Origin of the sequence: Leptolyngbya sp. BC1307 (genome assembly GCF_002286735.1) — a bacterium.
In the GTDB taxonomy this organism is placed as follows: domain Bacteria; phylum Cyanobacteriota; class Cyanobacteriia; order Phormidesmidales; family Phormidesmidaceae; genus Phormidesmis.
Map to the genome: position 1 here is coordinate 64,673 of NZ_NRTA01000001.1, position 26,306 is coordinate 90,978.

The 26,306-nt window shown below is 52.3% G+C and carries 24 protein-coding genes and 3 pseudogenes; 16 read left to right on the top strand and 11 right to left on the bottom strand.

Annotated features, from left to right (window positions below; all coding sequences use genetic code 11):
- Positions 1–52: 52 nt before the first annotated feature.
- The 6 genes and pseudogenes from CKL79_RS00300 to CKL79_RS00325 all read right to left on the bottom strand — a co-directional run.
- A pseudogene (locus tag CKL79_RS00300) lies at positions 53–171 on the bottom strand (IS5/IS1182 family transposase); the annotation flags it as partial.
- Positions 167–1,003, bottom strand: a complete 837-nt coding sequence (locus CKL79_RS00305) for an SWIM zinc finger family protein (RefSeq protein ID WP_121967594.1) — start codon at positions 1,001–1,003, stop codon at positions 167–169. The pseudogene CKL79_RS00300 and the gene CKL79_RS00305, both read right to left, overlap by 5 nt.
- Before the next feature lie 28 nt (positions 1,004–1,031).
- Positions 1,032–4,259, bottom strand: a complete 3,228-nt coding sequence (locus tag CKL79_RS00310) for a DEAD/DEAH box helicase (RefSeq protein ID WP_121967595.1) — start codon at positions 4,257–4,259, stop codon at positions 1,032–1,034.
- A 79-nt stretch (positions 4,260–4,338) separates the two neighbouring features.
- Entirely contained in the window at positions 4,339–6,705 is a 2,367-nt protein-coding gene (locus tag CKL79_RS00315; RefSeq protein ID WP_121967596.1) for a glycosyl hydrolase family 65 protein, read from the bottom strand.
- A 57-nt stretch (positions 6,706–6,762) separates the two neighbouring features.
- The gene (locus CKL79_RS00320; RefSeq protein WP_121967767.1) at positions 6,763–7,509 is read right to left on the bottom strand and encodes a beta-phosphoglucomutase family hydrolase; all 747 of its coding nucleotides are present in this window, start codon (positions 7,507–7,509) and stop codon (positions 6,763–6,765) included.
- A 58-nt stretch (positions 7,510–7,567) separates the two neighbouring features.
- Positions 7,568–8,260 (bottom strand): phosphoribosyltransferase, encoded by a 693-nt coding sequence (locus tag CKL79_RS00325; RefSeq protein ID WP_121967597.1) that lies wholly within the window; start codon positions 8,258–8,260, stop codon positions 7,568–7,570.
- 184 nt (positions 8,261–8,444) lie between these two features.
- On the opposite strand from CKL79_RS00325, the gene CKL79_RS00330 reads away from it, so the two are divergent.
- Complete coding sequence (locus tag CKL79_RS00330) at positions 8,445–8,978, top strand: pentapeptide repeat-containing protein (RefSeq protein ID WP_205878938.1); 534 nt, start codon at positions 8,445–8,447, stop codon at positions 8,976–8,978.
- A 114-nt stretch (positions 8,979–9,092) separates the two neighbouring features.
- Here the strand turns inward: CKL79_RS00330 and CKL79_RS00335 are convergent, their stop codons facing one another.
- Positions 9,093–9,287 (bottom strand): DUF2949 domain-containing protein, encoded by a 195-nt coding sequence (locus CKL79_RS00335; RefSeq protein ID WP_121967599.1) that lies wholly within the window; start codon positions 9,285–9,287, stop codon positions 9,093–9,095.
- Between the two features lie 244 nt (positions 9,288–9,531).
- On the opposite strand from CKL79_RS00335, the gene CKL79_RS00340 reads away from it, so the two are divergent.
- The 6 genes from CKL79_RS00340 (at position 9,532) to CKL79_RS00360 (ending at position 15,896) form a co-directional block, all read left to right on the top strand.
- Entirely contained in the window at positions 9,532–11,595 is a 2,064-nt protein-coding gene (locus CKL79_RS00340) for a PAS domain S-box protein (RefSeq protein WP_141242118.1), read from the top strand.
- Positions 11,596–11,626: 31 nt separating this feature from the next.
- Positions 11,627–11,791, top strand: coding sequence for a hypothetical protein (locus CKL79_RS22995; protein WP_170943907.1), 165 nt, complete (start codon positions 11,627–11,629; stop codon positions 11,789–11,791).
- Positions 11,792–11,860: 69 nt separating this feature from the next.
- On the top strand, positions 11,861–13,306 hold the full coding sequence (locus CKL79_RS00345; RefSeq protein ID WP_121967601.1) for a hypothetical protein: 1,446 nt from the start codon (positions 11,861–11,863) through the stop codon (positions 13,304–13,306).
- Positions 13,303–14,325: a succinylglutamate desuccinylase/aspartoacylase family protein gene (locus tag CKL79_RS00350; RefSeq protein WP_121967602.1), complete on the top strand. Its 1,023-nt coding sequence runs from the start codon at positions 13,303–13,305 to the stop codon at positions 14,323–14,325. Before CKL79_RS00345 ends, CKL79_RS00350 begins: the two co-directional genes overlap by 4 nt.
- 57 nt (positions 14,326–14,382) lie before the next feature.
- Positions 14,383–15,384 carry a glutathione synthase gene (locus CKL79_RS00355; RefSeq protein ID WP_141242119.1) on the top strand — a complete coding sequence of 334 codons (1,002 nt, stop codon included), beginning with the start codon at positions 14,383–14,385 and terminating at the stop codon, positions 15,382–15,384.
- A 128-nt stretch (positions 15,385–15,512) separates the two neighbouring features.
- A complete protein-coding gene (locus tag CKL79_RS00360) occupies positions 15,513–15,896 on the top strand; it encodes a hypothetical protein (protein ID WP_141242120.1) in 384 nt (127 codons plus the stop codon).
- 118 nt (positions 15,897–16,014) lie between these two features.
- Here the strand turns inward: CKL79_RS00360 and CKL79_RS00365 are convergent, their stop codons facing one another.
- Positions 16,015–16,449 carry a hypothetical protein gene (locus CKL79_RS00365; RefSeq protein WP_121967605.1) on the bottom strand — a complete coding sequence of 145 codons (435 nt, stop codon included), beginning with the start codon at positions 16,447–16,449 and terminating at the stop codon, positions 16,015–16,017.
- 179 nt (positions 16,450–16,628) lie between these two features.
- On the opposite strand from CKL79_RS00365, the gene CKL79_RS23395 reads away from it, so the two are divergent.
- The 6 genes from CKL79_RS23395 to lepB all read left to right on the top strand — a co-directional run bounded on the left by CKL79_RS23395 (position 16,629) and on the right by lepB (position 21,574).
- Positions 16,629–16,889, top strand: a complete 261-nt coding sequence (locus tag CKL79_RS23395) for a hypothetical protein (protein WP_205878939.1) — start codon at positions 16,629–16,631, stop codon at positions 16,887–16,889.
- Positions 16,811–17,209 (top strand): hypothetical protein, encoded by a 399-nt coding sequence (locus tag CKL79_RS23400; protein WP_205878940.1) that lies wholly within the window; start codon positions 16,811–16,813, stop codon positions 17,207–17,209. The genes CKL79_RS23395 and CKL79_RS23400 overlap by 79 nt, the downstream gene beginning before the upstream one ends.
- The gene (locus CKL79_RS23405) at positions 17,175–17,468 is read left to right on the top strand and encodes a hypothetical protein (protein WP_205878941.1); all 294 of its coding nucleotides are present in this window, start codon (positions 17,175–17,177) and stop codon (positions 17,466–17,468) included. The genes CKL79_RS23400 and CKL79_RS23405 overlap by 35 nt, the downstream gene beginning before the upstream one ends.
- A 258-nt stretch (positions 17,469–17,726) precedes the next feature.
- On the top strand, positions 17,727–19,817 hold the full coding sequence (locus CKL79_RS00375; protein ID WP_121967606.1) for a GAF domain-containing protein: 2,091 nt from the start codon (positions 17,727–17,729) through the stop codon (positions 19,815–19,817).
- A 217-nt stretch (positions 19,818–20,034) separates the two neighbouring features.
- Positions 20,035–20,589: a hypothetical protein gene (locus CKL79_RS00380; protein WP_121967607.1), complete on the top strand. Its 555-nt coding sequence runs from the start codon at positions 20,035–20,037 to the stop codon at positions 20,587–20,589.
- A gap of 385 nt (positions 20,590–20,974) precedes the next feature.
- Positions 20,975–21,574 (top strand): signal peptidase I, encoded by a 600-nt coding sequence (lepB, locus tag CKL79_RS00385; protein ID WP_121967608.1) that lies wholly within the window; start codon positions 20,975–20,977, stop codon positions 21,572–21,574.
- Between the two features lie 30 nt (positions 21,575–21,604).
- Here lepB and CKL79_RS00390 read toward each other — a convergent pair.
- Together CKL79_RS00390 and tnpA are read right to left on the bottom strand one after the other, a co-directional pair.
- Positions 21,605–22,420: pseudogene (locus tag CKL79_RS00390) on the bottom strand (GMC family oxidoreductase); the annotation flags it as partial.
- Between the two features lie 61 nt (positions 22,421–22,481).
- On the bottom strand, positions 22,482–22,883 hold the full coding sequence (tnpA, locus tag CKL79_RS00395) for an IS200/IS605 family transposase (protein ID WP_121967610.1): 402 nt from the start codon (positions 22,881–22,883) through the stop codon (positions 22,482–22,484).
- Between the two features lie 49 nt (positions 22,884–22,932).
- On the opposite strand from tnpA, the gene CKL79_RS00400 reads away from it, so the two are divergent.
- Entirely contained in the window at positions 22,933–24,132 is a 1,200-nt protein-coding gene (locus tag CKL79_RS00400; protein WP_121967611.1) for an RNA-guided endonuclease TnpB family protein, read from the top strand.
- A 29-nt stretch (positions 24,133–24,161) separates the two neighbouring features.
- On the opposite strand, the pseudogene CKL79_RS00405 reads toward CKL79_RS00400, so the two are convergent.
- A pseudogene (locus CKL79_RS00405) lies at positions 24,162–24,281 on the bottom strand (NAD(P)-binding protein); the annotation flags it as partial.
- 387 nt (positions 24,282–24,668) lie between these two features.
- On the opposite strand from CKL79_RS00405, the gene CKL79_RS00410 reads away from it, so the two are divergent.
- Together CKL79_RS00410 and CKL79_RS00415 are read left to right on the top strand one after the other, a co-directional pair.
- Positions 24,669–25,790, top strand: a complete 1,122-nt coding sequence (locus tag CKL79_RS00410) for an AI-2E family transporter (RefSeq protein ID WP_170943908.1) — start codon at positions 24,669–24,671, stop codon at positions 25,788–25,790.
- 151 nt (positions 25,791–25,941) lie between these two features.
- The gene (locus tag CKL79_RS00415; protein ID WP_121967613.1) at positions 25,942–26,295 is read left to right on the top strand and encodes a LapA family protein; all 354 of its coding nucleotides are present in this window, start codon (positions 25,942–25,944) and stop codon (positions 26,293–26,295) included.
- The last annotated feature ends 11 nt before the right edge of the window (positions 26,296–26,306 follow it).

The window sequence follows — 26,306 nt, forward strand, 5'->3', positions numbered from 1 at the left end:
AAGCTGACCCTTAAAATCAGTTAGGATTATGAGAGGGTGTTGTTTTTAGAACAGTGACCTCATCCACAGACAGGTGTATCTTCCGCCACCGCTTACTCACGCCATGCTGCCGGGTCTTCCACGCTCCCTCTCACCAAACACTTTCACCCCAGTGCTATCGACTACTCTATGACAAGTCCTTGTTCTTTGTTTTTACTCGCTCGTAGAATTCTTCCATCACTTCAATAAACGAACTGTCTCGATTCCAGAAGGGTGGAAAGTCTCCTTGCTTTTTAATTAAGATCGCAGAGACACCAGATGATTCGGAGGCTTCGATAGTCTGAGGCAAACGCTTCGTGCCCTGCCAGAAGTCTCTCAGGCTGTCAGCTTTTTCGCGATGGGTGACCGGACGGGTGTAGTAGGTTTTAACCGACTCAGGAGGCTGTTGCTGTAGCGTTAGCTCTGCTGAGAGTGCCTGTCCGAGCGGTGATTTGGCCAGCTCTGCTTTTAAGTCTTCTCGGGAGAGACCGCGCAGCTCAAAGAGCAAAAACGGATCGTTGTCGAGTTCTGCGGCAATCAGATAGTGAACCCCGGCGATATGCTTGCAGGGATTGCTCCAGTCCGGGCAAGAGCAGTCTGTATGAAAATCATCTTTGCTGTGGGGAAGCAGCCTCAAGCCCAGGGTCGCAAAGCTATCCTCTATATTTTCAGGAATTTCGTTGAGCAAAAGCCTAGAGATCAAGCTGGCTTTAGAGGCGATCAGGGCGACGACTGCTGCCCATTTTGCTTTGCTAATCGGCTCAAATTCTATCTGGGTGGTGTATAGCGGTTCTTTATAAACGCCAAAGTAGGGGTTGACGGAGCCTCTGACTTTGGCGGTGACGGTACTGTCTTTGATTTCAAAGCTTTTGACTTTGTTGCCGCGAGCGTAGGACCTACCTCGACTGAGGCGACCGGCCCCGGTAATCTTCTCCAGCGCTTCGATAAATTTTTCGCCCCACCAGCTGCGGCTAAATTCAGCCATGATGTTTTCCTCCCAAAAATTTGAGCATCTAATCTAAAACGGCACTAAGGTTGAGCGAAATCAGCTGCTTAAAAGATTCGTTATCCAGCTCTGTTAACCAGGATTCGTCTGAACCAACGATGGAGCCTGCTAACTTCTTTTTATCTTCGATCATTTTGTCGATGCGCTCCTCTAGCGTGCCGATCGCTACAAACTTATGCACAAACACATTCTTATCCTGGCCTATCCGAAAGGCGCGGTCAGTGGCCTGATCTTCAACTGCCGGGTTCCACCAGCGGTCGAAGTGGAAGACGTGATTAGCTTTGGTGAGGGTAATGCCAACCCCGGCTGCTTTTAGCGACAGCACGAAGATAGAAGGCTCGGTTTCAGGGTCTTGAAATTCGGCGATCATTTGCTCGCGCTTCTCGCGGTTAGTGCCGCCGTGAATGTAATAGGTGTTGTAGTGGCTGTTGTGCTTGAGATGCTGGGTTAGGGCTTCACCGATTTCGCGATACTGGGTGAAGATCAGGGCGCTTTCATTTTCTTCTATCACCTCGCTGAGCATTTCTGTTAGGCGGCTGAGTTTATGCGATCGCTCTACCGAAAATTCACTTTCATCTTGCAAAAACTGCCGGGGATGATTACAAATTTGCTTCAGCTTAGTCAGGGTCGCTAGTATCAAGCCTTTGCGCTTCATGCCTTCGGCGGCATCGAGATCTTTACCCACATCTTGAATCACCGCTTCATAGAGAGAAGCTTGCTCTTTAGTCAGGTTGCAGTACAGCTTTTGTTCTACTTTATCGGGCAGATCTTTAATAATCGATTTGTCTGTCTTTACCCGGCGTAGAATAAACGGCTCTACCAGCTTTTTGAGCGTAGCCGATTGGGTAGGCTGGTTATCTCTTTGAATTGGTAGCTCAAAGTTTTTACGAAACTGAGCCTGTTTGCCTAAATAGCCCGGATTGAGAAAGTTAAAAATTGACCAGAGATCCATTAAGCGATTTTCGACCGGGGTGCCCGTCAGGGCCAATCGGTGATTAGCTTCGAGTTTTAAGATTGCTTTGGTCTGGGCGGTTTTCGGATTCTTAATGTTTTGAGCTTCGTCCAGCACGATACGATGCCAGGTGAGGTTACTCAGCAGCTCGGCGTCTTTGCGGGCCAGGGTAAATGAGGTGATCACCACGTCGCGTTTGAGGGCGATCGCCTCGAAGTCTTCAGGCTCTACCACCCGCTCCGACCCGTGGTGAATCGTCGCCCTGAGCTGCGGCGCAAACTGCTCCAGCTCTCGCTGCCAGTTGCCCAGTACCGAAGTCGGCGCAATTAACAGTGTCGGCGGCAGATATTCAATTCCCGCCTCAGCCGCCTGCTCTCGCTCCTGCACCAGCCGCGCAATCACCTGAATGGTTTTACCCAGACCCATATCGTCGGCCAGGCAGCCGTTTAACCCCAGATTATCCAGGTAGTGCAGCCAGGAAAGCCCTCGCTTTTGGTAGTCTCGCAGCGTACCCTGTAGCGCCGCTGGGTCGGGCATCTGCTCCAGGTGACTTTTGTCATTGAGCTGAGTGAGCATAGTAGAGAGCACATCGTCGCGGTCATACTCCACGTCTATGTTCTCTTCATCCGCCGTTAGCTTCATAAAGTCCAACAGGCTCAGTTCAGGATTTTCCGCCTGTTGCTTTTGCCAAAACTCCAGCATCTGCTGCATTTTGTCAGGATCTAGCTCCATCCACTGGCCGCGAAACTGTACCAGCGGTGATTTCGCGGCTACTAGCTGCTGCCATTCCTGCTGACTCACCGACTGGTCGCCAATGGCAAACTCGTACTGATACTTCACCAGCGTGTCGTAAGAAAAATAGCTTTTGGTCTGACTGCTGCCAGATGAGCTGCTGCCCTGCGCCCTGAGCTTCACCTTCGCTCGCTGGCGTCCTTTAGGCGTCCACCAGGCAGGCACTACGACTTTATAGCCGGCATCTTCTAGCACCCAGGCGGCATCTTTAAGAAAGTCAAAAGCGGTTTGCAGATTGACCGCAATGCCAACCGGTTCATCGGTTTCGAGCCCTTTCCAAAACAGAGGATAGATGCGGGCGGCATAGCCTAAGTTCATCAGCAAATGCTGCTCAAAGCTGTCGCCGAGCTGTTTGCGCAGTTCTTTCCCTTTTTTGCCGCGCAGCCGCCAGATATCTGCTAGCGGCAGTCGCAGCGAAGGATCGTCTTTAGGAGCCACTTCAAACTGAATAAACCAATCGCCTTCTGGCTGTTCGGGATCTTGCAGATGGAAGTAAATATGGAAGGGAATGGCGGTTTGAGATCGGGTGATGCGATCGCGCCAGGTCTGCCACTGCTGATACTGTTCTTTCCACTCAGGTGAAGTCCAGGGCTTGTCCAAATCGGCAAAAATGCAGTGCTCCAGTAGCGAACCTTCCGTTTTTTTGCGAAAGGTTTGCGGGAAGCCCGTTTGAGAAATCAGCTCAGCCAAAAAGCACTCTGAAAAATGCCGCAGTAAGGTTTCCCTATCGTAAAAATCGGGCGTTTTCTCGGGGGGCGCTGCTGTAGATTTTTCAAAGCCAGCGGCGCAGATGAGCGGCATGTAATCGACATAGGTTTGCAGCTCGGTTTCGTAGCGATCGCCGATCAGATCCCAGGTCGGGTATATCTCAAAATTGGGCAATTCGGCCTTAGCTTTCGTCCGTTTTTGGGCGGCAGTGGATCGCTTGCTGCGGGCATTACTCTTTGCTGGCGGCAGTTCTCGGTAGCGCATCGCCGGGATGTACTGATCTCGCTGCAGCACCTGTTTTAAAGACTGAGTGTAGTAATACCAGAACAGCAGATCGGCCCCTAGCTGCACCTCAGCGAGATTGTAGAGCGCAATAAAATGTAGCTCGTTGAGCACACTGAGCGATCGCCCGGCAGGCAGGGCATAGCCGTCAACGTCCCAAAGCTGATAGTCAAACGTCTCGGGCGGATCTTGCTCTAAGTAGCGAGAAAGCTCTAAAGAAGGCAGCGGCAAGTCATCGGCAGTGGGTAGCCAAAAACGATGCGGACGGATGCCTGCCTCGATGGATCGAGAGGAAGCAGGCTTAATACCGAGTTCTTCAAGTAGGGTGGCTAGAGCTGAGCGGGCTAAGTGATGGGGGAAGCGATCGCCCGGCTTACTGGCTTTTGATCGGCTCGGCTCACTCGTCTCTGGCTCACTCGTCTCTGCCCATAGACAAAACTGCCCGGACTGGATGAACGTATCTTCGGCCTGAGGAACCCAGGTGCCATGCAAAATTTTCATCACACATGCTAGCTGAAAGAGGCAATGCTTTTATACTAATGCCTATACAGTACAGGGCTGTGAGGAATTTGACAGCTTTCTATACGGTCACTGGCACACCCACGGAGAGACTAATGTCTTTATCTCGGTGTCTAATCGCCAGATCAGCGCCTTCCTTGAGTAAATAGGTCACAGAGCCATGCTGAATGTCTACCGTTAAAAGCTGCCCTCGAACCGTGACAGAAAACTGTAGTCGGTTTAGCTCAATGGGTAGCTTAGGGTCAAAAGAGATCTCCCCCCCATAATCGCGCAGGCCGCCAAAGCCATAGACCATCACCATCCAGCTACCGCCCATTGAAGCGATATGACAGCCGTCTTTGACGTTGCCCGACAGATTTCCCAGGTCCATAATGATCGCATAGGTGGCGTAGGTAAACGCCTTATCAATATCGCCAATCTCTGAGGCAACAACGCTCTGAATGCAGACAGAGAGCGAAGAATCTCCCGTCGTCAGCGCGTCGTAATACTCAAAGTTGCGCCGCTTCTGCTCCGCAGAAAACTTATCGCCGAGTAAAAACATAGCCAACACCAGGTCTGCCTGCTTAATCACCTGATGGCGATAGATGAATAGCGGATGAAAATGCAGCAGCAGCGGATATTTTTCGGGGGGCGTATTTTCAAAATCCCAGACTTTTTCGTCTAGAAATCCGTCGTGCTGAAGATGAATCTGCAGCCTTTCATCAAAGGGGATATACATCAGCTCTGCCGCTTGCTGCCAGGCCGCTATCTCGCAGAGGTCTAGTTTAGTATCGCGCGCTAAGTCATCAAAGCGCTCTGGCAGATCTCGCTGCATATGCTCCAACGTAGCAACAGCGTAGCTCAGATTCTCCTGAGCCATGAGATTGGTGTAGAGGTTGTCATTAACCACTGTGTTATATTCATCAGGCCCGGTGACGCCGTGAATACAAAATTTCCCCGCTTGTCGCTCTGAGAAGAAACCGATATCACACCATAAGCGGGCCGTTTCTATCAAAATTTCGGCCCCTTCTTCGTAGAGAAACTTGCGATCGCCCGTAATCTCTACATATTTTCTCAGACCAAAAACAATGTCGGCATTAATGTGATACTGCGCGGTGCCAGCGGCATAGTAAGCAGACGCTTCTTCTCCGTTAATCGTTCGCCAGGGAAAAAGCGCTCCCTTTTGGCTGACCATCCGAGCCCGCTGGCGGGCTTTATCTAACAGACTGTACCGAAATTTCAGCAGATTTTTGGCCAGCTCAGGGTTGGTATAGATCAAAAAGGGCAGTACATAAATTTCGGTATCCCAAAAGTAATGACCTTCATAGCCCTGGCCGGTTAACCCTTTAGCAGGTAGACCCAGCCCGTCGGTGCGGCTGACGGCCTGAAGAATGTGAAACAGACTGAAGCGAGTAGCCCGCTGCAAGGCGGCTGTTCTATTTTCAACGTCAGGATTGCCTTCGAGCTGAACGTCACTGCGCGCCCAAAAGTGGTCTAAGTAGTGCCGCTGACCGCGCTGTAAATTCTCAAATCCAAGCTTGACAGCTCGATCAAGCGTTCGCTCTGCGCGGGCACAGAGCTCTTCGGACGGAGAGTGCGTAGAAGTGTGGTAGGTCATGTATTTGGTGATCTGGATAGGCACCCCCGCCCTGGCCTCACCCGAAAACACAATTTCGCCACTATCGTCGCCGCATTTACGGCTGCTAGAGAAATCGCAGTCGCTGACCAGCGTATGGTCAACCCCACAAGCCAGGGTCATTTTGCTGGCGCGAGTCTGCTGTGCTAGCACCAAGCGATAGCCAAAAACATCGCAAGACTGAGGCAGCAGTACCCGGCTGGCAAACTCTCTAGATCGACGCGGATCGTTGTAGGGGCTCGACGGTTGCCCACTCTGAGCGTCGGGGTCGTAGTGAATTTTGGAGATAATGGCGATGTCAGCCTCGCCGTCTACGGCAGTGACCTCGTAAAAAATAGCGGCTAAGTGGCGATGCTTAAACGAGACTAGCCGACAAGATTCAATAGCAATCTGTTTACCCAGAGGCGTCTCCCACAAAACTTTTCGGCTCAAAGTGCCGGCTTGCATATCGAGCACTCGCTCGTAGCTCAGCAGTTTGGCCGTGGGTAAAAAGAAGGGCTCATCGTCTACGTACAGTTTGATAATCGTGCTGTCGGGCACATTGAGCATGGTTTGCCCCGTCTTCGCAAAGCCGTAGGCTTCTTCGGGGTAAATGATGGGCCAGAGTTCGTGAAAACCATTGACGAAGGTGCCGCTGTGATGGGAGGGTGCACCTTCTTCAAAGCAGCCCCGGATGCCTAAATAACCATTGCTCAGGGCATACAGCGTCTCCAGTTGACCTAAAAAGCGAGGATAAAACTGTTTTTCTTCTAGCCGCCAGGGATGCGTCGGATAAATGTGCTCAGGTAAGTTGATAGGCTCGCAGTGCAGCATGTTTTACAAAACTCTCTCATTAAGGCCATCGTGAAGGGCAGCGCTGTTTAGCGTTCCCTACCGAGGAATCAGCTCGCTCAGATCGCTGACAACAATATCTGCGCCGTTTTCCTGGAGAGCGCTGGCGTTGTTTTGTCGGGCCACGCCGACAACCAGCCCAAACTGCCCGCTGCGGCCTGCCTGGACGCCTGCGATCGCATCTTCAAAAACCACTGTTTTTTGCGGCTCACTACTCAGCTGCTCTGCGGCTTTAAGAAACGTATCGGGGGCAGGTTTACCCGGTAAATTGCTCTGTTCTGCCAGCTTGCCATCCATGATGCTATCAAACAAGTGAATGATCTTGGCGACTCTCAAAACTTCTTTGCAGTTGCGACTAGACGAAACGACAGCTAGCTTCACCCCCTGACTGCGCAAATAGTCGACTAAAGCCAGCGCCCCGGGGTAAGCGGCAATCCCTTCCTGATGTAAAACATCGGCAAAATAGCTGTCCTTACTATTGCCCAAGCCACAGACCGTTGTCTGGTTTGGCGGCGAGTCGGGCGACCCGTAAGGGAGCTGAATGCCGCGCGCATCGAGAAAGCTCTCTACGCCCGGATAGCGAGGCTTACCATCGACATACGGCGGGTAGTCGTCCTGAATGCTGAAAGGCTGAAAAGGGGTGCCCGTGGCTTTGGCATGGTGCGCCAGGAAATCGTCAAATACCCGTTTCCAGCAGGCGGCGTGGATTTTGGCAGTGGGCGTGAGCACGCCGTCTAGGTCAAAAAGTACAGCCTCAAACTGAGTGAGCGGAATCGCTAGCGTCATCGTGGTGCTGCCCCTAGGGTATCCGCTCATTATCGCTTACATACGAGGCGATTACGCGCTAAGTCGTCAGACCAAATTGGTCTGAACGGGATTCAACTAATTTGGCCATTTCGATGGGGTATTTGCCCAACAGATCACGAACTTGGGCGTCTGTGACTTGAGAAAAATCTTCATACCAGAGCGAAATTGCGCGAAAGGGATGAGGCGTCATCAAACAGACAAGCTGGTCTACCATCGCTCTAAAGTGATGGCACTCAGATTGTGGAGCGACTGGCACGGCTAAAACAACCTCTTTTGGCTTTTGCGATCGCAATATGGCGAGCGCAGCTTTAGCCGTAGCTCCGGTCGCTATCCCGTCATCCACCAAAATGACGGTGCGATTACGAATATCTAGCTGAGGACGACTGCCCCGGCACATCTGCTGTAGTCGCTGTAGCGCTATCTGTTCTTCGGCGATCGCCTGTTCAATCTCGCGCTTAGAAACATTCAGCCAGCGAATCACTTCATCATTTAGCACTCGGACGCCCTCAGTTGCAATAGCGCCGAACGCCATTTCCTTAGATCTGGGCACGCTCAGCTTTCTCACCAGGCAGAGGTCTAAAGGGACACTCAGCGCATGAGCGATTTCATAGGCTACCGGAACACCGCCTCTAGGCAGACCCAACACGACGGTATCAGCGCGAGTAGCATAGGTCTGAAGACAGGTTGCGAGCTGTCTCCCAGCGTCCGTTCGGTCATAAAATTTTTTCATATACTTGCTTCCTTTGATATCTAAAAACAACGTATTTATTCGGTGGCTATGTCAGAATAGTAAGTGAGATACAAACTCAGCGCGGCTTCTCTCTTCGTTATCGCAGCTCGCTGAAAGGAGACTGCTTGTGAAACTTAGATCGGCCCCGCATCCAGCACAGACTTTCCGGTGGAAAACTGCTCCTTTGGCTTTAGCGACAGTGCTTTTGTTAACGGTCTCGCCAGCATTATCAGAAGCGCCTTTATCAGACGCTGCGGTCATCCGTCAAAACAACGTACGCCAGCTGATTTTACTCAATGAGTGTATGGGCTGTGACCTGGCGGGCGTCACCTTGAATGCCGCTCATCTGATCGGAGCTGACTTGCGCTATGCCAACTTACGATTTGCTACGCTGATTGACAGCAACTTAGAAGGCGCTGATCTGACCGGAGCCGATCTCACAGGCGCTAACCTTACCGATGCCTTTTTAACTCATGCCATCCTGGCGAACGCTCAGCTTGACGGCGTAAATTTCAGTGGTGCCTGGCTTTACCAAGTTGATGTCTCAGGCGCTGATCTAAACAACATTGAGCTGACGGGCGCGCAGGTATTAGATACGCCGATCAGTGTTGGTGGAGAAGAGCCTCTAGAAGAAGGCGTCCCTTTAGAGCCCATGATGCCGTTCGAGAACACTAATCCAGCCACCCCCTATGAGCCGTTGATTAGCCCTGAATCTTAGCCGTAAATCTTAGTCCTGAATCTTAGCGCCGAATCTTAGTTGAGTCACAGTCATGGCGGGCCTGCGACAATCCGGTCAGTCTGCGCCCCTGTCATCAAACGAACGGTACGCTCGCTAGGCACTGTCTAGCCAGTCAAACATAGCGCTAACATGCTCTATCTCGACCAGCTCATGCTTCCACAAGGTGATAGGGAGCAAGCTGATATCTGCTTGATGATGATGCAGTGCTAGTGCGATCGCGTCACGAGAGAGCAGTAGTTCGCTCTCTAGAAATTGGAGAAATTGAGATTTAAGGGTGTGTGTCATCATGATTCCTTGACTGCGATTTGTCGATACTATGTTTGTTGACGGCGTGGGGGTGCAATTAGCAGCCGAGCCGCATCATATTCACATTGGCCTTTTAGGCCATTAGCCATTGGCCATTGGCCTAAAAGGGGCAAGTCTGGAAGATATAAGAATTATGGCCGTCAGTTATGAGGAACTTATGAGCTATGCAGCTTATAATGAAGTTAGGTAAATACCCCGAAGTACCTCTAAAAAAAGCCTCCCTAAGTTGCACACTAAATCAAACCCTAGCTTTGGCCATTTTGATATGAACCCCCAGCTAGAGAAAAATATTAGCCAGACTGAAATTCAGCTGTACGAAATGAGTACGGCGTTAGGTCACGCAGTAGAGGGCATTTCACGACTAGATAGCCAGGGGCGCTACTTGTTTGTCAACGAGGCCTATGCCCGCATGGTAGGCACTACGCCGGTTGAGATGATGGGTTGCGACTGGCAGTCAACCGTTCATGTAGAGGATCGCGCCAAGGCGATCGCTGCCTACCAGCGGATGCTCGCTCACGGTAAAGCTGAGCTAGAGTTCAGAGGGCTCAGGCGAGATGGCTCTGTTTTTGATAAGTCGCTGGTTATGGTCTCAGCCTACGACGAGCAGCAGCGGTTCACTGGCCACTATTGCTTCATGAAAGATGTGAGCGATCGCCAGCAAACAGCAGCCAAGCTACAGCAGCAGCTAGAGAGAGAACGGCTGCTTGCTAAGATCACCGATGCCATTCGGCAAACGCTCGATCTAAACCAGATTTTACATACCGCAGTCGATCAGGTTCGCCACTTTCTACGGACTGATCGCGTGATTGCCTTCCGATTTCTACCCGACTGGCAGGGCATAGTCGAAGCCGAATCAGTCACCGCTGGCTGGACGGAGACGCTGGGGATGAAAATTCAGGACTTGTGCTTTGGCGAACTCTACGCTGAAAACTACCGCTATGGCCGGGTCAGCGCGATTAGCAATATCGACACGGCAGATATCGGCCCCTGCTACGAAGAACTCTTAAGCGCTTTTCAGGTAAAGGCAAATCTGGTCGTTCCCATTTTGCAGGGCGACCATCTCTGGGGCTTGCTGATTGCCCATCACTGCCGTGCCCCTCGTGAATGGGAGCCTGAGAATACTCAGCTACTCAAACAAGTCGCCACCCAGATGGGTATTGCTATTCGGCAGGCAGAACTGCACCAGCAAACCCGCGAGCAGGCAGCTCTGATCGATATTGCTACCGATGCGATCTTCGTGCGTGATCTTTCAGGCAAAATTGCATTCTGGAGCCAGGGCGCAGAGCGGCTATACGGCTGGCGGCAAGAAGAAGCGATCGGCCAACCGGTTCGTCAGCTTCTAAAGAAGAAAGACAGTTTGGCGATTGAAACTGCCATTCGCACCACTATGGAGCAGGGTTTTTGGCAAGGAGAGCTGACCCAATCGACTAAAGCGGGCAACGAAATTTTGGTCGCCAGCCGTTGGACATTGATGCGAGACCCTGCCGGACATCCGCAGTCTTTGCTAGAAGTCAACACCGACATCACCGAAAAGAAAAAGCTCGAAGCGCAGTTCTATCAGGCTCAGCGGCTGGAGAGCTTGGGGCAGCTAGCCAGCGGCATTGCTCACGATCTCGGCAACGTTTTAACCCCCATACTCGGCATCGCTCAGTTGCTGCGCATCACCCAAAAAAATCCAGATGCCAGCACCCAGCAACAGCTAGATATTCTAGAAAAGAGTGCCAAACGCGGCGTTAGCATGGTCAAGCAGATCCTTACCTTCGCTCAGGGCAGCTCTGACGATACAACAACGGTAGATGTTGCAGCCCTACTGCAAGAAGTCATTGATGTTATCCGTCAGGGTTTTCCAAGCTCTATCGAGATTCATAAGAGCATGCCTCAGTCAGCGTCAGGTGACGGCTTTGGAAGCGTTTCTGCCGATTCGACTCATCTCCATCAGGTGTTTATGAACCTGTGCATCAACGCTCGCGATGCCATGCCAGGTGGCGGTGTGCTGACGATCTCGGTCGATAGCGGTTTTGTTGACGCAGCAGTTGCCAGCAAAATCCCAGATGCCTCAGTCGGACACTATATGATAGTGACAGTTACCGACACCGGTACGGGTATTCCGCCTGAAGTACGCGATCGCATGTTCGATCCGTTCTTTACGACCAAATCGCCCGACCAGGGCACCGGGCTTGGGCTTGCCACCGTGCTTGGCATCGTCAAAAACGCGGGCGGCTTTCTCAGAGTGATGAGCGAAGTCGGTCAGGGCACCCAGATAGAAGTGTATTTGCCGTCGGCTAACTGACGCCGCTGCCCCAGCATAATACCCCAGCGTCATGCCCCAGTTCATCTTCTATGCCTGTCCTACTGGTCCTCTGGCTCAGCAGCTAGCTACCTATTTTGAGCGCACGCAGCGATCCTGTGGCCCCAACGCCGCTCACGCCTATATGCCTCACTGCACGCTGACAGGATTCTTTGAGCAGTGCAGATTGCCTTCATGATTCTAAACACTTGGTCGGGGTGTCCTGGCATTTAATGAGGAGGGCAGTCAAACCGAGGTCACGCTACCCTTGAAAACCACCCGATCTGTTGTTAAGGTATTGCCCGACAGCTTTGAAACTTCAGAGCACTTCTATCCTCGGGTTCTCAACGCCCAGATTCATCCGCTGGTACAGCACTTCTTGAGCTTAGGCAATAGCCGCATTGCCGAACGCTACATTCACCTGCATCCAGAAGTTGATCCTCAGGCAGTCCATGCCGTCCTCGCCCACGATACTAAGTATTTTCGCTGGGGTGGGGCTGATCTGTTTGCAGCTACCACGGACAAGGGCATTCGGCGGATTATTGTCATTGAGACCAACTCTTGCCCATCCGGGCAAAAGTCCATGCCCTTCGGCACTGACGCTCACGAACAGAGCGGCTACCGGACACTGCTAGAGCGCACTTTTTTGCCTTTGCAGCAGCAGCGCCGCTTGCCCAAGGGCGGGCTCGCCGTGCTTTACGACAAAAATGAGATGGAAACCTCTGGCTACGCAGCGATGATGGCCGATGTCACCGGTGAACCGGTGTGGCTAGTGCCCTGCTTCCAAAACGATCCAGATTTGCCGGTGCGCTTTACCGAAGACCGGGTCTTAGAAATTCGCACGCCTGCCGGTGAGTGGGAGCCCATTCGAGCGGCCTTGCGGTATGTCACTCAGCGCCCCTGGAGTCGGATTCCGCCTATTACCCGTACCGCCATCCTCAACCCAATCGTGGTGTGCTTAACAGGCGGACGCAACAAATTAGTTGCCGCCAAAGCCTACGACTTTTATAACGCCGAGCTGCGGTCTACCGGGCTGATGATCCGCACGCCAGAAACCATTTGGGATGTGGCCAAAAATGAGATTCCGCTGTGGGTAGAGCGAATGGGCGGCATCGCTGTGGTGAAAGATCCTTACAGTAACGCCGGACAGGGGGTCTACACCATCACCAACCCGCGCGAGCTAGACGAATTTATGGCTATCGACTTTCGCTTTGAGCGCTTTATTGTCCAGAGCCTGGTCGGAAATTCTGGCTGGAGTTCGCAGACAGCTCAGGGGCGGTTCTATCATTTGGGTACATTGCCCAACCGCCGTAAGGAAATATTTGTCGCTGACCTGCGCATGATGGTGGGCGTCGGTGAGAGCGGGCCGTATCCGGTGGCTATCTATGCACGCCGGGCGCGTCAGCCACTAGCGACCACGCTAGACGGCAGCGAATCTTCTTGGGATATGCTCGGCACCAATCTCTCAGTACTGCATCAGGATGGCTCCTGGGGAAGCCAGTCGGAGCGGCTGCTGCTCATGGATAGCCGAGACTTCAATCAGTTGGGCATCGGATTAGATGATTTAATTGAGGGGTATATTCAGACAGTTCTATCGGTGATTGCTATTGACAAAATGGCTCAAAAACTGATCACCCAAAAAGGAACTTTCCGCCGCCGTTTGTTTAGTTCGCTCAATCCAGATCCAGCCTTTGTCAACGATATCAATCTATGAGTAGTCGCGCTTCGCTAGATTTTCCGGGTGCCTATGTTGTTGAAACTTTAGAAATTGAGCAGTTGCCAAGGGGGAGTTCTACCAGGCTGATGGTAGATCTCATTCACGATGGGTTAGGGCGGTCTTTACGGCTGCCCGTCGTCGTCGCTCGCGGGAAGCATCCGGGGCCGGTCTTTGGACTGACCGCCGCCCTACACGGCAACGAAATTAACGGTATCCCTGTGATTCACCGTTTTTTCGATACGCTGGATCTGCAGACGCTGCGAGGAACCGTCGTCGGGGTGATGGTAGTCAATGTACCGGCCTATCTTAATAACGAGCGCACTTTTGCTGACCGCACCGATATGAATCACATCATGCCGGGCAAAGCCAGTGGTAACATCGCCGAGATTTACGCCTATCGCTTTATCGACCGGATTGTCCGTCATCTTAACTATCTCATTGACCTGCATACGGCTAGCTTTGGCAATATCAATTCGCTCTATGTGCGGGCCGATATGACCAATGAAGTAACCGCTAAGATGGCCTATTTGCAGCATCCGCAAATTATTTTGCACAACCCCCCCTCTGACCGAACGCTGCGCGGGGCGGCGATGGAGCTAGGCATTCCGGCAATCACGTTAGAAATGGGAGACCCGCAGGTTTTTCAGTCAAAATATATTAAGGCAGCTCTAGTTGGGGTGCGGCGGGTGATGGCCGAAGTTGGGATGCTTCCCCGGCGTCCGGTTTCTCCGGGCCCGCCGCCGGTTTTATGCCCCAAGTCGCATTGGCTATATGCCGATCAGGGCGGTCTCTTAGAAGTTTTACCCAAGCCGACCGACCGGGTAGAAAAAGGGGAAGTAATTGCACTACAGCGCGACATTTTTGGAGAGGTGGTGAGCCAGTACCGGGCTCCTGAAGACGCGGTCATCATCGGCAAGAGCGTGAATCCGGTTACGCAGACCGGGGGGCGAATTTTGCACTGGGGAATCGTCGAGTCTCTGGGCATTCATCCCTTTCACAGCAAGCCTGAAGCTTAGTTGTTTTCTCTGAATTGTTTTCTCTGGCTGTTTATTCGGCTGTCTTTTGGAAGTGCGATGCGTTTTTTGTTTTTAGTGAATGACACGGATGCCATTCAACCCTCTCAAACGACTGCCCTGCTGATTGCTGCTGCGGCCCGGCATCATTCGGTGTGGGTGGCAGCGGTGGGGGATTTATCTGGCCGCAGCGATCGCCGACCCTGGGCCTATGCCAAACAACTGCCCCCCGCCCCTTACGATAATTTAGGGGCGATGACAGCGGCGATCGCCACCCTCCCTGCCGAGCCACTACCGCTAGACGGTGCGACCCTCGACTGCTTGTTCATCCGGACCAATCCGGCCCGCGACCTGGCTCGCAGCGCCACTCATCAAACGGCATTAGCCCTGACCCGGCTTGCCCAAGACCGGGGAGTGCAGGTGATTAACCAGCCCGATGGCCTGATCCGGGCCGCAACCAAACTCTATCTTCTAGAACTGCCCGAGTTTACCTATCCGCCTACGCTGGTGAGCCAAAATCGTACTGAGATTTTTGACTTTATCAAAGACTTGCGCTGCCCAGCAGTGCTCAAGCCGCTACAGGGAACAAGGGGAAACGATGTGTTTTTCGTCTCATCTGAAGCGGATAAGAATTTAAATCAGATGATTGATGTGATCGGGCGGCAGGGATTGGTGATGGCGCAAAAGTGCATCCCCGGAGCTGAAGCCGGAGACACGCGGGTAGTGGTGATGAATGGTGAAATCTTAGAGATCTCTGGAAAACCGGCGGCGGTTCACCGAGTGCCAGGACAAGGAGACTTTCGCAGCAACCTTCACGCCGGCGGAACAGCAAAGCCCGGTGTGGTCACCCATGCCATGCGTCAGGTGGTTACGGCCATTAGCGAAAAGTTAGTCAGCGACGGACTGTTTTTGGTAGGACTCGACTTTATCGGGAACCAGCTAATGGAAATAAATGTGTTTAGTACAGGCGGGCTGCTCCACGCTGAGCGGTTCACGGGCATGGCGTTTGCAGAGCAGGTAATTGAGTGGGCGGTTTCTAGCTCTCACAGCATCCATCGCTAGCGCCGGAAATTCGTACGGTAGCAATATCTATACCGTTAGGGCTAGCCACTTCTCTCTTTTGTCAGAAGAAGACTCACCGCGCTAACAGTATAATGCTACCTGCCTTTGAAAAACTGAACGGAGATTTTATGATAAAGCTATTTACCCACATGGCCAGTGCCGTAGCGCAGCGCCTGACTCGCTTGTGGGCCGGTTTGCAGCTACAGCGATTTGTCGCGATCGCCTTTGTCGGCCTATTCTTATTGACCACCAGCGTCGATAACTCTAACCTGAGCGCCAGCACCAAGGACATGCTAAACGACATGATCGCTCGGGGTGAAAGCGGTCGCCCGGTCACCACCGGCCAGTGGCAAGGTGAAAACGAACAGCTACAGGGCAAGCCGGGCAAGCAAGCCAAGCGAATTGTAAAAGAGTCAGCAGACGCGGTTGGCGAAATGGGCGAAATTTATCCCGGCAATGCCAAGACTGTTTTGCCTGGTCTCGAAAATCGTTCGCTAGAGTCTGACGACTAATCGAAAGCTCGGTTGATAACTAGCGGGTTATTAGCAGGAGACAGAAGGCAGGAGACAGGAGTCAGTAGTACTTCTTGTCTCCTGCTTACTGTCTACTGTCTCCCCGCTTACTCACCCCCTAACCGGCATACCGCCCCAAAATCTGAGCCAGCCCCGGCACCGCCGCCGCCACATCGCGCTTGACTGACTTGCGCAGCTTTTTATAAGAAGACAGAAGGATGCCGCTACCTTTCTTTTCCATGCGAGCATCAGTAGTGCTGAGAATGACATCGGCAGCGCGATCGCTATTTTGGCTGAGATACGCCACGGGGTCGCCTTTTTCGGTTCCTTCTGTCCACATGGGGTCGAGGGCAGCTAGCGTTTCGGGTAAGAGTCGCTGAATCGCCCCTGGAATATAGTCAGCTCCGATGCCCTTCACCACACCATAAGCAGCCTTTAGAGCCAGACCGGAGAGACCGCTTTTGGCCGCAACTTGCTCGTCTATGAGCTGCGCACAGTCGGCGGCGATGCTGCGGTAGGTCGCTTTATCGTTGATTTTACGAGTGAGTTCCATAGCAAATTTAAATTAGTCAGCCCACATAATAGTGTCTAATCGTTTCTGGCTGTCAAGATGCTATCCGGAAGCTAGGACTCCTCACAAAACCTTTAAGCTTAAACAGGGCGCTCTATCTTTGAAAGGCAGCTTCGGCTGGTTTAGCACCTGCCAGTCTATCCCAGCAGACCACGCCTCCTATGAAAACAGCCCTCTTCCGCCCTGATTTTCCGTTTTCACCTGCTAAGTTTCCGGTCTTTTACGGCTGGGCAATTTTGGCGGCCAGTGTGCTCGGTGTGCTCACCATGACCAGCCGCACTATGCTCGGCAAATGGTTTGACCGGGGCGGCGCGGGCAGGTATCTGGCACTGAAGGTATTTTTGTGGCCTTTGGGTTTGCGATCGCCCCTTACGGCTTTAGTCAGGCGATCGCCCTGTTGGGCTGGCGCGGCACCTGGCTAACTCTGGCAGCGATCGTCGGCATCGGCATGAGTAGCCTCGGCTGGCTGCTGTTTCGCGACAGTCCCGAAGCCTGCGGCCTGCGGATGGATGGCGACCCGCCGCTGGCACCGTTGCAGCCCGGTCAGGCTGAGACCGCCGTAGAGATCTGGGGACTCACCCGGCGGCAGGCGCTGAAGACGCTGGCGTTTTGGGCAGTGACGCTGGCGGTTGCCCTTCATTTTTATCTTTATGATGCTGGGGCAGGCAATGGGAATTGCAGCGATCGCCAATCTAGATCGGCCCGGCATGCTAATTCCGGCAGTGGTGGGCCTGGGCATTAGTGGCGGCTGCTTTGGTACGTTAACGACGGTGGTGCTACCGCGATTTTTTGGGCGGGCGCACCTGGGGGCGATCGCAGGCGTTCAGATGATGGTAATCGTCATCGCCAGCGCTCTTGGCCCGTCTTTATTGGCAAACTTCAAAGCGATCACCGGCTCTTATAACGGAGGGCTCTACACCTGCTGTTTGTTTGCACCTATTGTCATCTTCTTAATGCTATTCGTACAGCCGCCGACTGCTAGAAAGGCTAATAGGCGGTGACCAGGAACCAGGCAGTCAAAAGACAGCAGCGGCGATAAGCCAGTTTTCATACTATTAGGCTCTATGTTGTGAATGCCAAACTCCTCCTGTTTAGCAAGATTTTTGCTCCGAGCTGCTACCTTATGTATATGAAGCTTTAGGAGAGAAGGCTGTAGACGGTGTCAAACTATTTTCGGACAAAGTTCGGACAAGGCTTTTGATCAGGCGTATGGGTCAGTCAACCCCCCTTCATAACTGCCCCTTTCGCTGGAGCTTGACATGAAGATAATGCTTGTAGAGGCTCCCACGGTTGCCCGCAGCCTACAGCATCTGCTCTCCAGCCATCGCTATGAGGTCACTGTCGCCAGCGAAGACTTAGGGCTACAAGACTTAGGGCTACTTTCAAGAGCAGCAGCCGACCATCATCTAATTGTGGTGAATGCCCTACCAGGGCAGGAAGAGGCCCTATGCCAGCAACTCCGCCAGGACGGCTGTCAGACGCCCATTCTCCTGCTGCTGCCCTCGACAGATAGCCATCCTGGTATCACGACCCTCAAGGCTGGCGCAAACGACTATGTGACCAAGCCTTTTATAGATGCCACCTTGATGGGGCGAGTAGAATTTTTGTTGCACTGCAGCCAAAACAGTTTGCAGCCTGTACAAAACTTGGCCTCTGTTGGAGAGGGCACTGTTAGAGAGGGCATTATTGATTCCTGTATTGATGTGGGCGATCGCCAGCAGACAGAACGCCAACTTCAGCAACAGCTAGAGCGCGAAAGACTGATTGCCAAAATCACTGACTCTATCCGCCAAACGCTAGATCTAGATGAAATCTTACAGGCTGCGGCCGGCCAAGTCCGCCATCTTCTACAGACTGATCGAGTCATTATCTTTCGCTTTGAACCTGACTGGCAAGGCGTCGTTGAGGCCGAATCAGTCGCTCCCCAGTGGATTGCCACTCAAGGACTGCACATCCAGGATTCGTGCCTCAGCGAACTCTATACCAAAGGCTACACTCAAGGAAGAGTCAGCACTATTGAAGATATTGACACAGCAGACATCGATCCCTGGCACAGAGAACTACTGAGAAACTTTCAGGTGCGAGCCAATTTGGTCGTCCCGATTTTGCAAGGGGAAGCGCTTTGGGGGTTGTTGATTGCCCATCACTGCTCTGGCCCCCGGCAGTGGATCGCTGAGAGTACTCAGCTGCTGCTGCAAGTTGCTGCCCAGCTAGGAATCGCCATTCAACAGGCAGAACTGTACCAAAAAACCCGAGAACAGGCCGCCCTCATCGACATTGCCACAGATGCCATTTTTGTTCGCGATCTGGCCGGTCATATCATGTTCTGGAGCCAGGGCGCAGAACGCCTGTACGGTTGGCGGGCAGATGAAGCCATTGGTCAGGTTTCTCACCAGCTTTTAAAGAAAGAGAAGGCCGAATTCGAGCTAGCGCTCGATACCACACTAGCGCAAGGTTTTTGGCAGGGAGAACTGGCCCAGTCAACCAAAGCTGGAGACGAAATTTTGGTTGCGAGCCGTTGGACTTTGGTGAGAGATGATTCAGGTCGCCCGCAATCCCTGCTGGAGGTCAATACCGATATCACCCACGACAAGCAACTCGAAGCTCAGTTCTATCAAGCTCAAAGGCTTGAGAGCTTAGGCCAGCTAGCCAGTGGCATCGCCCATGACCTGGGCAACATGCTGACGCCTATCTTAGGAATTGCTCAGCTGCTGCGCATTACCCAAAAAGATACGGATGAGCTGACTAAAAAGCAGCTGAATCTGCTGGAGAGCAGCGCCCGGCGGGGCACTGACATGGTCAAGCAGATTCTCACCTTCGCTCAGGGCAGCCCTGAAGAAAAAACGATTGTAGATATTGTAACCTTACTGCAAGAGGTGATTGACGTAGCCAGACAGGGCTTCCCCAGCGCTATCGAGATTCATCAAGATATCGCACAGGCTCCAGGTTCGGCGCTGCGACCCAGAGAAGTTTCTGCTGATTCAACGCATTTGCACCAGGTGTTTATGAACTTGTGCATCAACGCTCGCGATGCGATGCCCCAAGGCGGTGTTCTCACGATTGCTGTTGATAACTGTTGGGTCAGTGAAGACATGGCTAGCAAAAACCTGGAAGCGGCGGTGGGCGACTATATCGTAGTCACCGTGACTGATACGGGCAGCGGCATTTCTCCTGACATACGTGATCGCATTTTCGATCCATTTTTCACCACCAAATCTTCAGATCGAGGAACGGGGTTAGGGCTAGCCATGGTATCGGGCATCGTCAAAAATGCAGGCGGTTTCTTAACGGTTGCAAGTGAGGTCGGGAGTGGCACTCAGATGAAAGTGTACTTGCCTGCCCTAAACTAACGCTTCAGCTCAGTCAAATCCATAGGCATCAGAGATTGTAGCCGCCGCCTTGATGCGTATTTTTAAGCTTTTCGCCAAAACTACAAGCACTATACTCAGTCTCGACCAATAAAAAGTCCACGATACTGTCCCAGATATTTCTTTAGTTTCACTAAATTGTATAAGAAGTAAGCTAGTATTGTTCTCTATCAAGAGAACCTTTCGCTATTTACTATCTATGACAATGACCGTTTTACCGCAGCTAAAAGAGATAGAGTCAGACCTAGTCGCCAAAGAAGAAACGCTGGCCGCACAACTAAAAGAACTGCGTGAGCAGTTGAATGGCGTGCGAGCTGTCATGCCGATGTTCGAAGGCAAATCTGAATCTGCTACAGAAGCACCAGCCCCGGCTGCTAGCAGCCAGCCTGAAGAATCCACACCATCTGTGGTGCCACCAGCCAAGGAAACAGCCCCCGCTGCGACAAAGGCCCCTAAAGCCAAGCGTAAAAAAGCAACAGCGAAGAAAGACGGTCGCGCCGCATCGTGGCAAAAGTACACCCGGCCCGGCGTCAAAAACGAGTCTATTCCAGATGCTGTCCGGTTAATCCTAGAGACCCAGCCAGACAAAGACTTCAAAATAGTGGAAGTGATGGAAGCACTGTTTGAAGAGGGAATGCCGAAAGCGCAATACTTGAAAGCTCGCAATCGCATCTCGAATGTACTGTCTGGCGGCGTTCGCGCCGGCGACTGGCACAGAGGAGAGCGCAGCACCTATCGCTTGACAACCGCCTAACTGCTGTCGTCTTGCGTTTAGCTCCACTTGGACTAGCCGCCGGACTGTAACAGCGCTGAGAAGATTTAACTAAAGTTAAATCTTCTCAGCGCTGTTTGAAAAGTTACTTGCGAAACCTGTCTGTTTCGTCGCTGACTGCGCTCAGACAGACGCTCAGACAGACAGATCTGGACAAGGCGATCAACTGCTGTAAGGCTCAGGCAAAGCGCTGCTGTTTAGGTTGAGCATTCAGGCAATATCTTTAAAAGATTGGCATTTGGGTAAGTTTGGGTAAGGTATATTTGGTTTGCGGATGCTTTGTCGCTAGCTCAAGATCAGCTCGAAGCAGTCAGACCTGAGCAGACGAAAGCGTGATGCCAACTTTTTATCTACAGCAGGTACTTTGATGGATTCTAGGCAAAGGCCGACGGTGGAGCCGCCCAATGGCCCCCAGGGGAAATCCGATAATCCTTGGATAGAAGCGCTTCAGACGGTGGGTCTGAGCATAGTTTTGGCGCTGGGTATTCGTACCTTTGTCGCCGAGGCCCGCTACATTCCGTCAGGCTCTATGCTGCCCACACTAGAAATCAATGACCGCCTGGTCGTCGATAAAATTCGCTACGATTTCAGCGATCCCCATCGCGGCGATATTGTCGTTTTTCATCCCCCTGAGACTGCCGGCGAGCAGGCTGCTCAGGAGGCGTTTATTAAGCGGGTGATTGGCCTACCTGGGGAAACCGTTATGGTAAAAGGCGGGCAGGTCTATATCGACGATGTGCCGCTGACTGAAAACTATCTGGGGGCTCCGCCTACCTACCAGTGGGGACCAGAGACCGTGCCCCAGGGGGCTTATTTGGCGCTGGGCGACAACCGCAACGACAGCTACGATGGTCACGTTTGGGGGTTTGTGCCGCGCGATCGCATCATTGGCCGCGCTACCCTGCGATTTTGGCCGTTTAACCGGCTAGCCTATCTGGCTGACCCCACTTACAGCGCCGAAAAATAAGTCTCAAATAAGCCTCAAGGCCCTGAGAGGTTAGGCCACAGCAAGCGCCGCCGCCTGCACATTGAGCCATTGTTTTAAGTGGTCGGCCACGCGAATGGCGTTGGCGACAATCGTCAGAGTTGGGTTGACGCCTGTATTAGACGGGAAAAAGCCGCCGTCTACCAGATATAAATTATCGAGGTCGTGGGCACGGCAGTTGAGATCGAGCACAGCGGTCTCTGGGTCGGTACCGAAGCGACTGGTCCCGCACTGATGCCCGACTGCAGCTAGCGGCTGAATGCTGCGCGGATAGAGGCCAAAGGGGAGCACCTGCTGAGTAGAGTCATCCATGTTTTTAAGGATGGTCGTCCAGCGGTGAACCAGGCGATCGCGCGCTTCTACATTGTTCGGTGTGTAGTCCAGGCAAATTTTTCCATTTACCAGGCGCACTCGGTTGTCAGCCTTCGGCAAATCTTCTGTCTGGAGCCACCACCCTGTCGCATGATCTGCAAGTACGTCCAGCACGGTCTCCGGCGTAAATTTTACATAGGGGGCCAGCAGATCGGGCGCTTCAGCCGGGATCATGCCGCCTTTGACATTGCCCGTATTTTGCACCATGCCCATCGGGTAGGGAAAATCGTCTTCACCCCAGTAAAAGTCGTTAATTGCAATCATCTTTTGATGCACCGCCGGATTGGGCTCAATGCTCAGCGCCACCATTGAGGTCGAGAGATGCTTCATAAAGTGGCGACCGAGCTGGTCGGAGCGGTTGGCGAGACCGTGGGGATGCTGTTCGTTTGCCGAGCGCAGCAGCAGCGCAGCGGAGTTAATGCTGCCGCAGGCCACGACGACAATATCTGCTGAAAAAAGCTGATCCTCACCATTCTGGGGTGGGTCAGAAGCCCCGGACTTCTAGTCCGCTCTTGTCTTAATGCGGTCTAGCCTGCTGCTCAATGTATTGCTTAACGACTTCTATCGGTGCGCCGCCTACAGAAGTTGCAAAATACGAAGGGCTCCATAGTGTTTCAGGCGATGGCTTTGGGTGCCCTGCCTTGCTGTAGGCCCGACTAGAAACGCCCTTTAGATGCTTTGCCAGCATAGAGACGCTTAGTTTTGGCGGAAACTCAAGCAGGACATGGACATGATCCCCCTCCCCATTGAATTCTAAAATCCTAAATTTCATCGAATCCGATACAGAGCGCATTGCCGCCTCTATGCACTTCAGCCCTTCATCAGTAAACACTTTGCGCCTGTACTTGGTGATGCAGATCAAATGTATTTTGAGGTCTGTAACACTGTGCCGCTCTCGCCTAAATTCATGGGTTGCCACTGGTCTAAATAGTCGCTATATTGGGTGCAGGACAACTTTAACACAAGCCATGAAAGCCCGCTATACATACCGTATCTACCCTAACCGCTTGCAGCAAGACAAACTTGCTCAAGTGTTTGGCTGTGTGCGTGTCGTTTACAACGATGCCCTGGCGCTGGTTAAGGCTAAGCCGGAGGGTGAGAAGTGGCCTAGCAATGCTGAGTTGCAAAAGCTTGTGATCACGCAGGCTAAGCGCACAGAGGCTAGAGACTGGCTGTCTTCTGTGTCTGTCGTCCCATTGCAGCAGTCAGTTCAAGATTTAGGCGTTGCCTTTAAGAACTGGTTTGCAGCACTGAAAGGGCAAGGTAAGGCTAAATTCCCTCGCTTCAAGAAGCGCTCTCATGAGCAGTCAGCACGGTTTACCGCGCGAGGGTTTAGCCTTCTGAATGGCAAGCTAGTGCTGGCTAAGATGGGCCTGTTCAAAGTTCAGTGGTCGCGTGAGCTACCCTCTGAACCGAGTTCTGTGACCATCATCAAAAACACGTCGGGACAATACCATGCCAGCTTTGTTGTCGAGATTGAGCAAAAGAGTGTTGAGCCTTTACGACCGTCAATCGGGATCGATTTGGGCATCAAGGTTTTCGCTTTCCCTAGTGTGGGTGAGCCCATCTTAGCTCCTGACTATTCAAAGCTTGATAGGCGTATCCGTCGCCTTCAGAAGCGTATGGCTAGACAGGTCAAGGGCTCTAATCGTCGAACTGCTACCCGTCTGAAGATTGCCAAGCTACATCTGAAGATTCGCAATATCCGCGAGGATTTCCTACACAAAACAACGACCAAGCTGATCCAAGAAAACCAATTGGTTTCGCTTGAAGATTTGAATGTGTCAGGGATGGTAAAGAATCGGAAGCTGAGCCGCGCGATTTCTAGGCAAGGGTGGAGAGAAGCCAGGACGATGCTAGAGAGCAAGGCAGCGCAGTATGTAAACCGCGCTGTTACTGTAATCAGCCGCTGGGAGCCCACCTCTCAGCTTTGTTCTGATTGCGGGTTCAAGTGGGGCAAGGTGGATCTGTCTGTGCGCTCAATCCTTTGCATAAGCTGCGGGGCTGAACACGATAGAGACAAAAATGCTTCCCAAAATATAGAAAAGTCGGGCAGGCTTATGTCCGACTCTAAAGAGACGTTGAGAGAGCATAAGTCTAGCTTGCTAGCAATTCTCGATGATGCGTCTAGCCACAAAGTAGAGCAGCAGCTTGGTCTGTTTGCCTAGCTTTAGAATCCTCGGACTTTTAGTCCGAGGAGCATGTCAACCCGCTCTAAAATCAGAATGCGTTTGCCTGTGGGCGCTAGCTGGTGGGCTACTGTGCCGCCGCCAGCGCCTGTCCCGATAATGATGATGTCGTATTGAGAGTGGGGCATAAGAAACTTGATAATAGGTGAAAACAAGGGAGCGGGGCAAAGAGCTTGCTAGCGCCGCTTAACTTTCTGTAACGTAAGGATAATTTTCTAGGCAGATCATCTGTCGCAGGTATGTGTTTGGCGCGATCGCTCAATAGACAGCCACCAAAACAGCCATAAACAACTATGTAGCGTAGCTCTGTCTTTCGTTAGAAGTAGCTCTGTCTTTTGTGAGAAATAGTTTGGCTAGGGCAGCTGTGAAAGATGAGAAAATCTCCACAGAGACATACTCTGTTTTGTTTTAACTGCCGCAATAATGAGTCATTGGCTTGGTGGCAGCGTAGCTTTACTATCTGGGTTATCCGGCCTAATGTCAGTGATTTGAACTTATGGGTCGGGTTTGTGTCAATGGTTGATCTGTTAAGTAAGTGGCCTCGCTGGCTGGTATTGGAGATTGTGATTCCGCTGACGCTACTCAATGGCTGGCTGTTATACAGAGGGCTACAGTACTTTCAGGAGCTAGTCACACTTTTGTTGATAGCGACGCTGCTGGCCTTTTTGCTGGGCTACCCGGTGCGTTTACTCCAGAGCTGGGGCATGCCCAAAGGCTATAGCGTGATGGTGGTCTTTGTTACGGCGCTATCGCTGCTAGCGTTGGCGGGCGCGGCGCTGGTGCCGACGCTAATACATCAATTTAGTGAATTTACCACCCGGCTACCCAACTGGCTCGAAAACGGGCAGCAGCAGCTAGAAGCGGTCGATGACGAAATTGCTCAGATGCCGCTGAGCGAATCGATGGATCTCGACGTGCTAGCGACTCAGTTTTTTGAGGCAGTCCCTGGCGAACTGCGGCTGCTGCCCAACCAGCTTTTAAACTTAGCGTTGGGAACGGCTGACAATATCGTCGATGGTTTGTTTACAGCCGTGCTGACGCTTTACTCTTTGCTCCACGGTAAAGATTTTTGGCAGGGGCTTTTGCGGTGGTTGCCCGGTGAATGGGGCGATCGCGTGCAGCGGGCAGTGCGATCGCAGTTTCAAAGCTATTTCGTCGGTCAGGCCACCATTGCCTCGCTGACGGGGACGCTGCTCGCTGGCGTATTTTTTCTATTTAAGATCCCTTTTTGGCTGGTTTTTGGCCTCAGCGTCGGCATTGCCGGGCTAGTCCCCTTCGGCGATTTGCTGGTGATGGTCGCCGTCAGCGCACTGGTTGGCATCAACGATCCGCTGCTGGGCGCAGAAGTGATTGTCGCCTGCCTGATCGTCGATCAAATCATTGACAACATCTTCGCACCGAGAATTTTAGGCGACGCGGTTGGGCTCAATCCGATCTGGATTTTGCTGTCGCTATTAGTAGGCGCACAGCTAGCAGGAGTTGTGGGCGCTGTGATTGCCGTCCCCTTAGCAGGCTCCATTAAACAGATTATTGACAGCCTGGAAGCTAAGCCAGCGGTAATTCTCCTCGGTTCTGATCAAAACTCGCCGGAGACGCCTTCAGATCATGATCGCTCTGCCGCAGTCGCACCCATATAAGCAGGCAGGAGGCAGGCAGGAGGAAGGCAAATTGTATACAGACATAATTCAACTGAGCTAAACACAAAAAACCTGCCATCTTGACCATTAGCGGCTATAGTGTTGGCGAACAAATATATCTTTTGAAGTATCTTTACCTGAGGCGAAACCTATGAAGCAAGTCAATTTCGTAGTGATTTTCGTAATCTGTCTGGCGCTGGTGCTCTTTGGCATTGAAAACACAACGCCCTCGGTGATTCACATTGTCCAAGGTGTCGATTTTGAAGCGCCTTTAAGCGTAGAGCTGATTGTGGCTGCTGGCATTGGGGCGACGCTGGCCTGGGTGTTTAGCGTGTGGGTGCATTTGCAGGGCGTAGCTCAGAAAAATCCTGAGGTGCAGCAGCGAGAAGTGCGAATTCAGCAGCTAGAAGAAGATGTCGAGCGCTACCGGGTAGAGCTAGAGCAGCTACCCATGCTGCCTCAGGCCAATGGTCAGGCAGAGACGGATGAAGCCTATGTGCAGTAGAGCCTATGTGC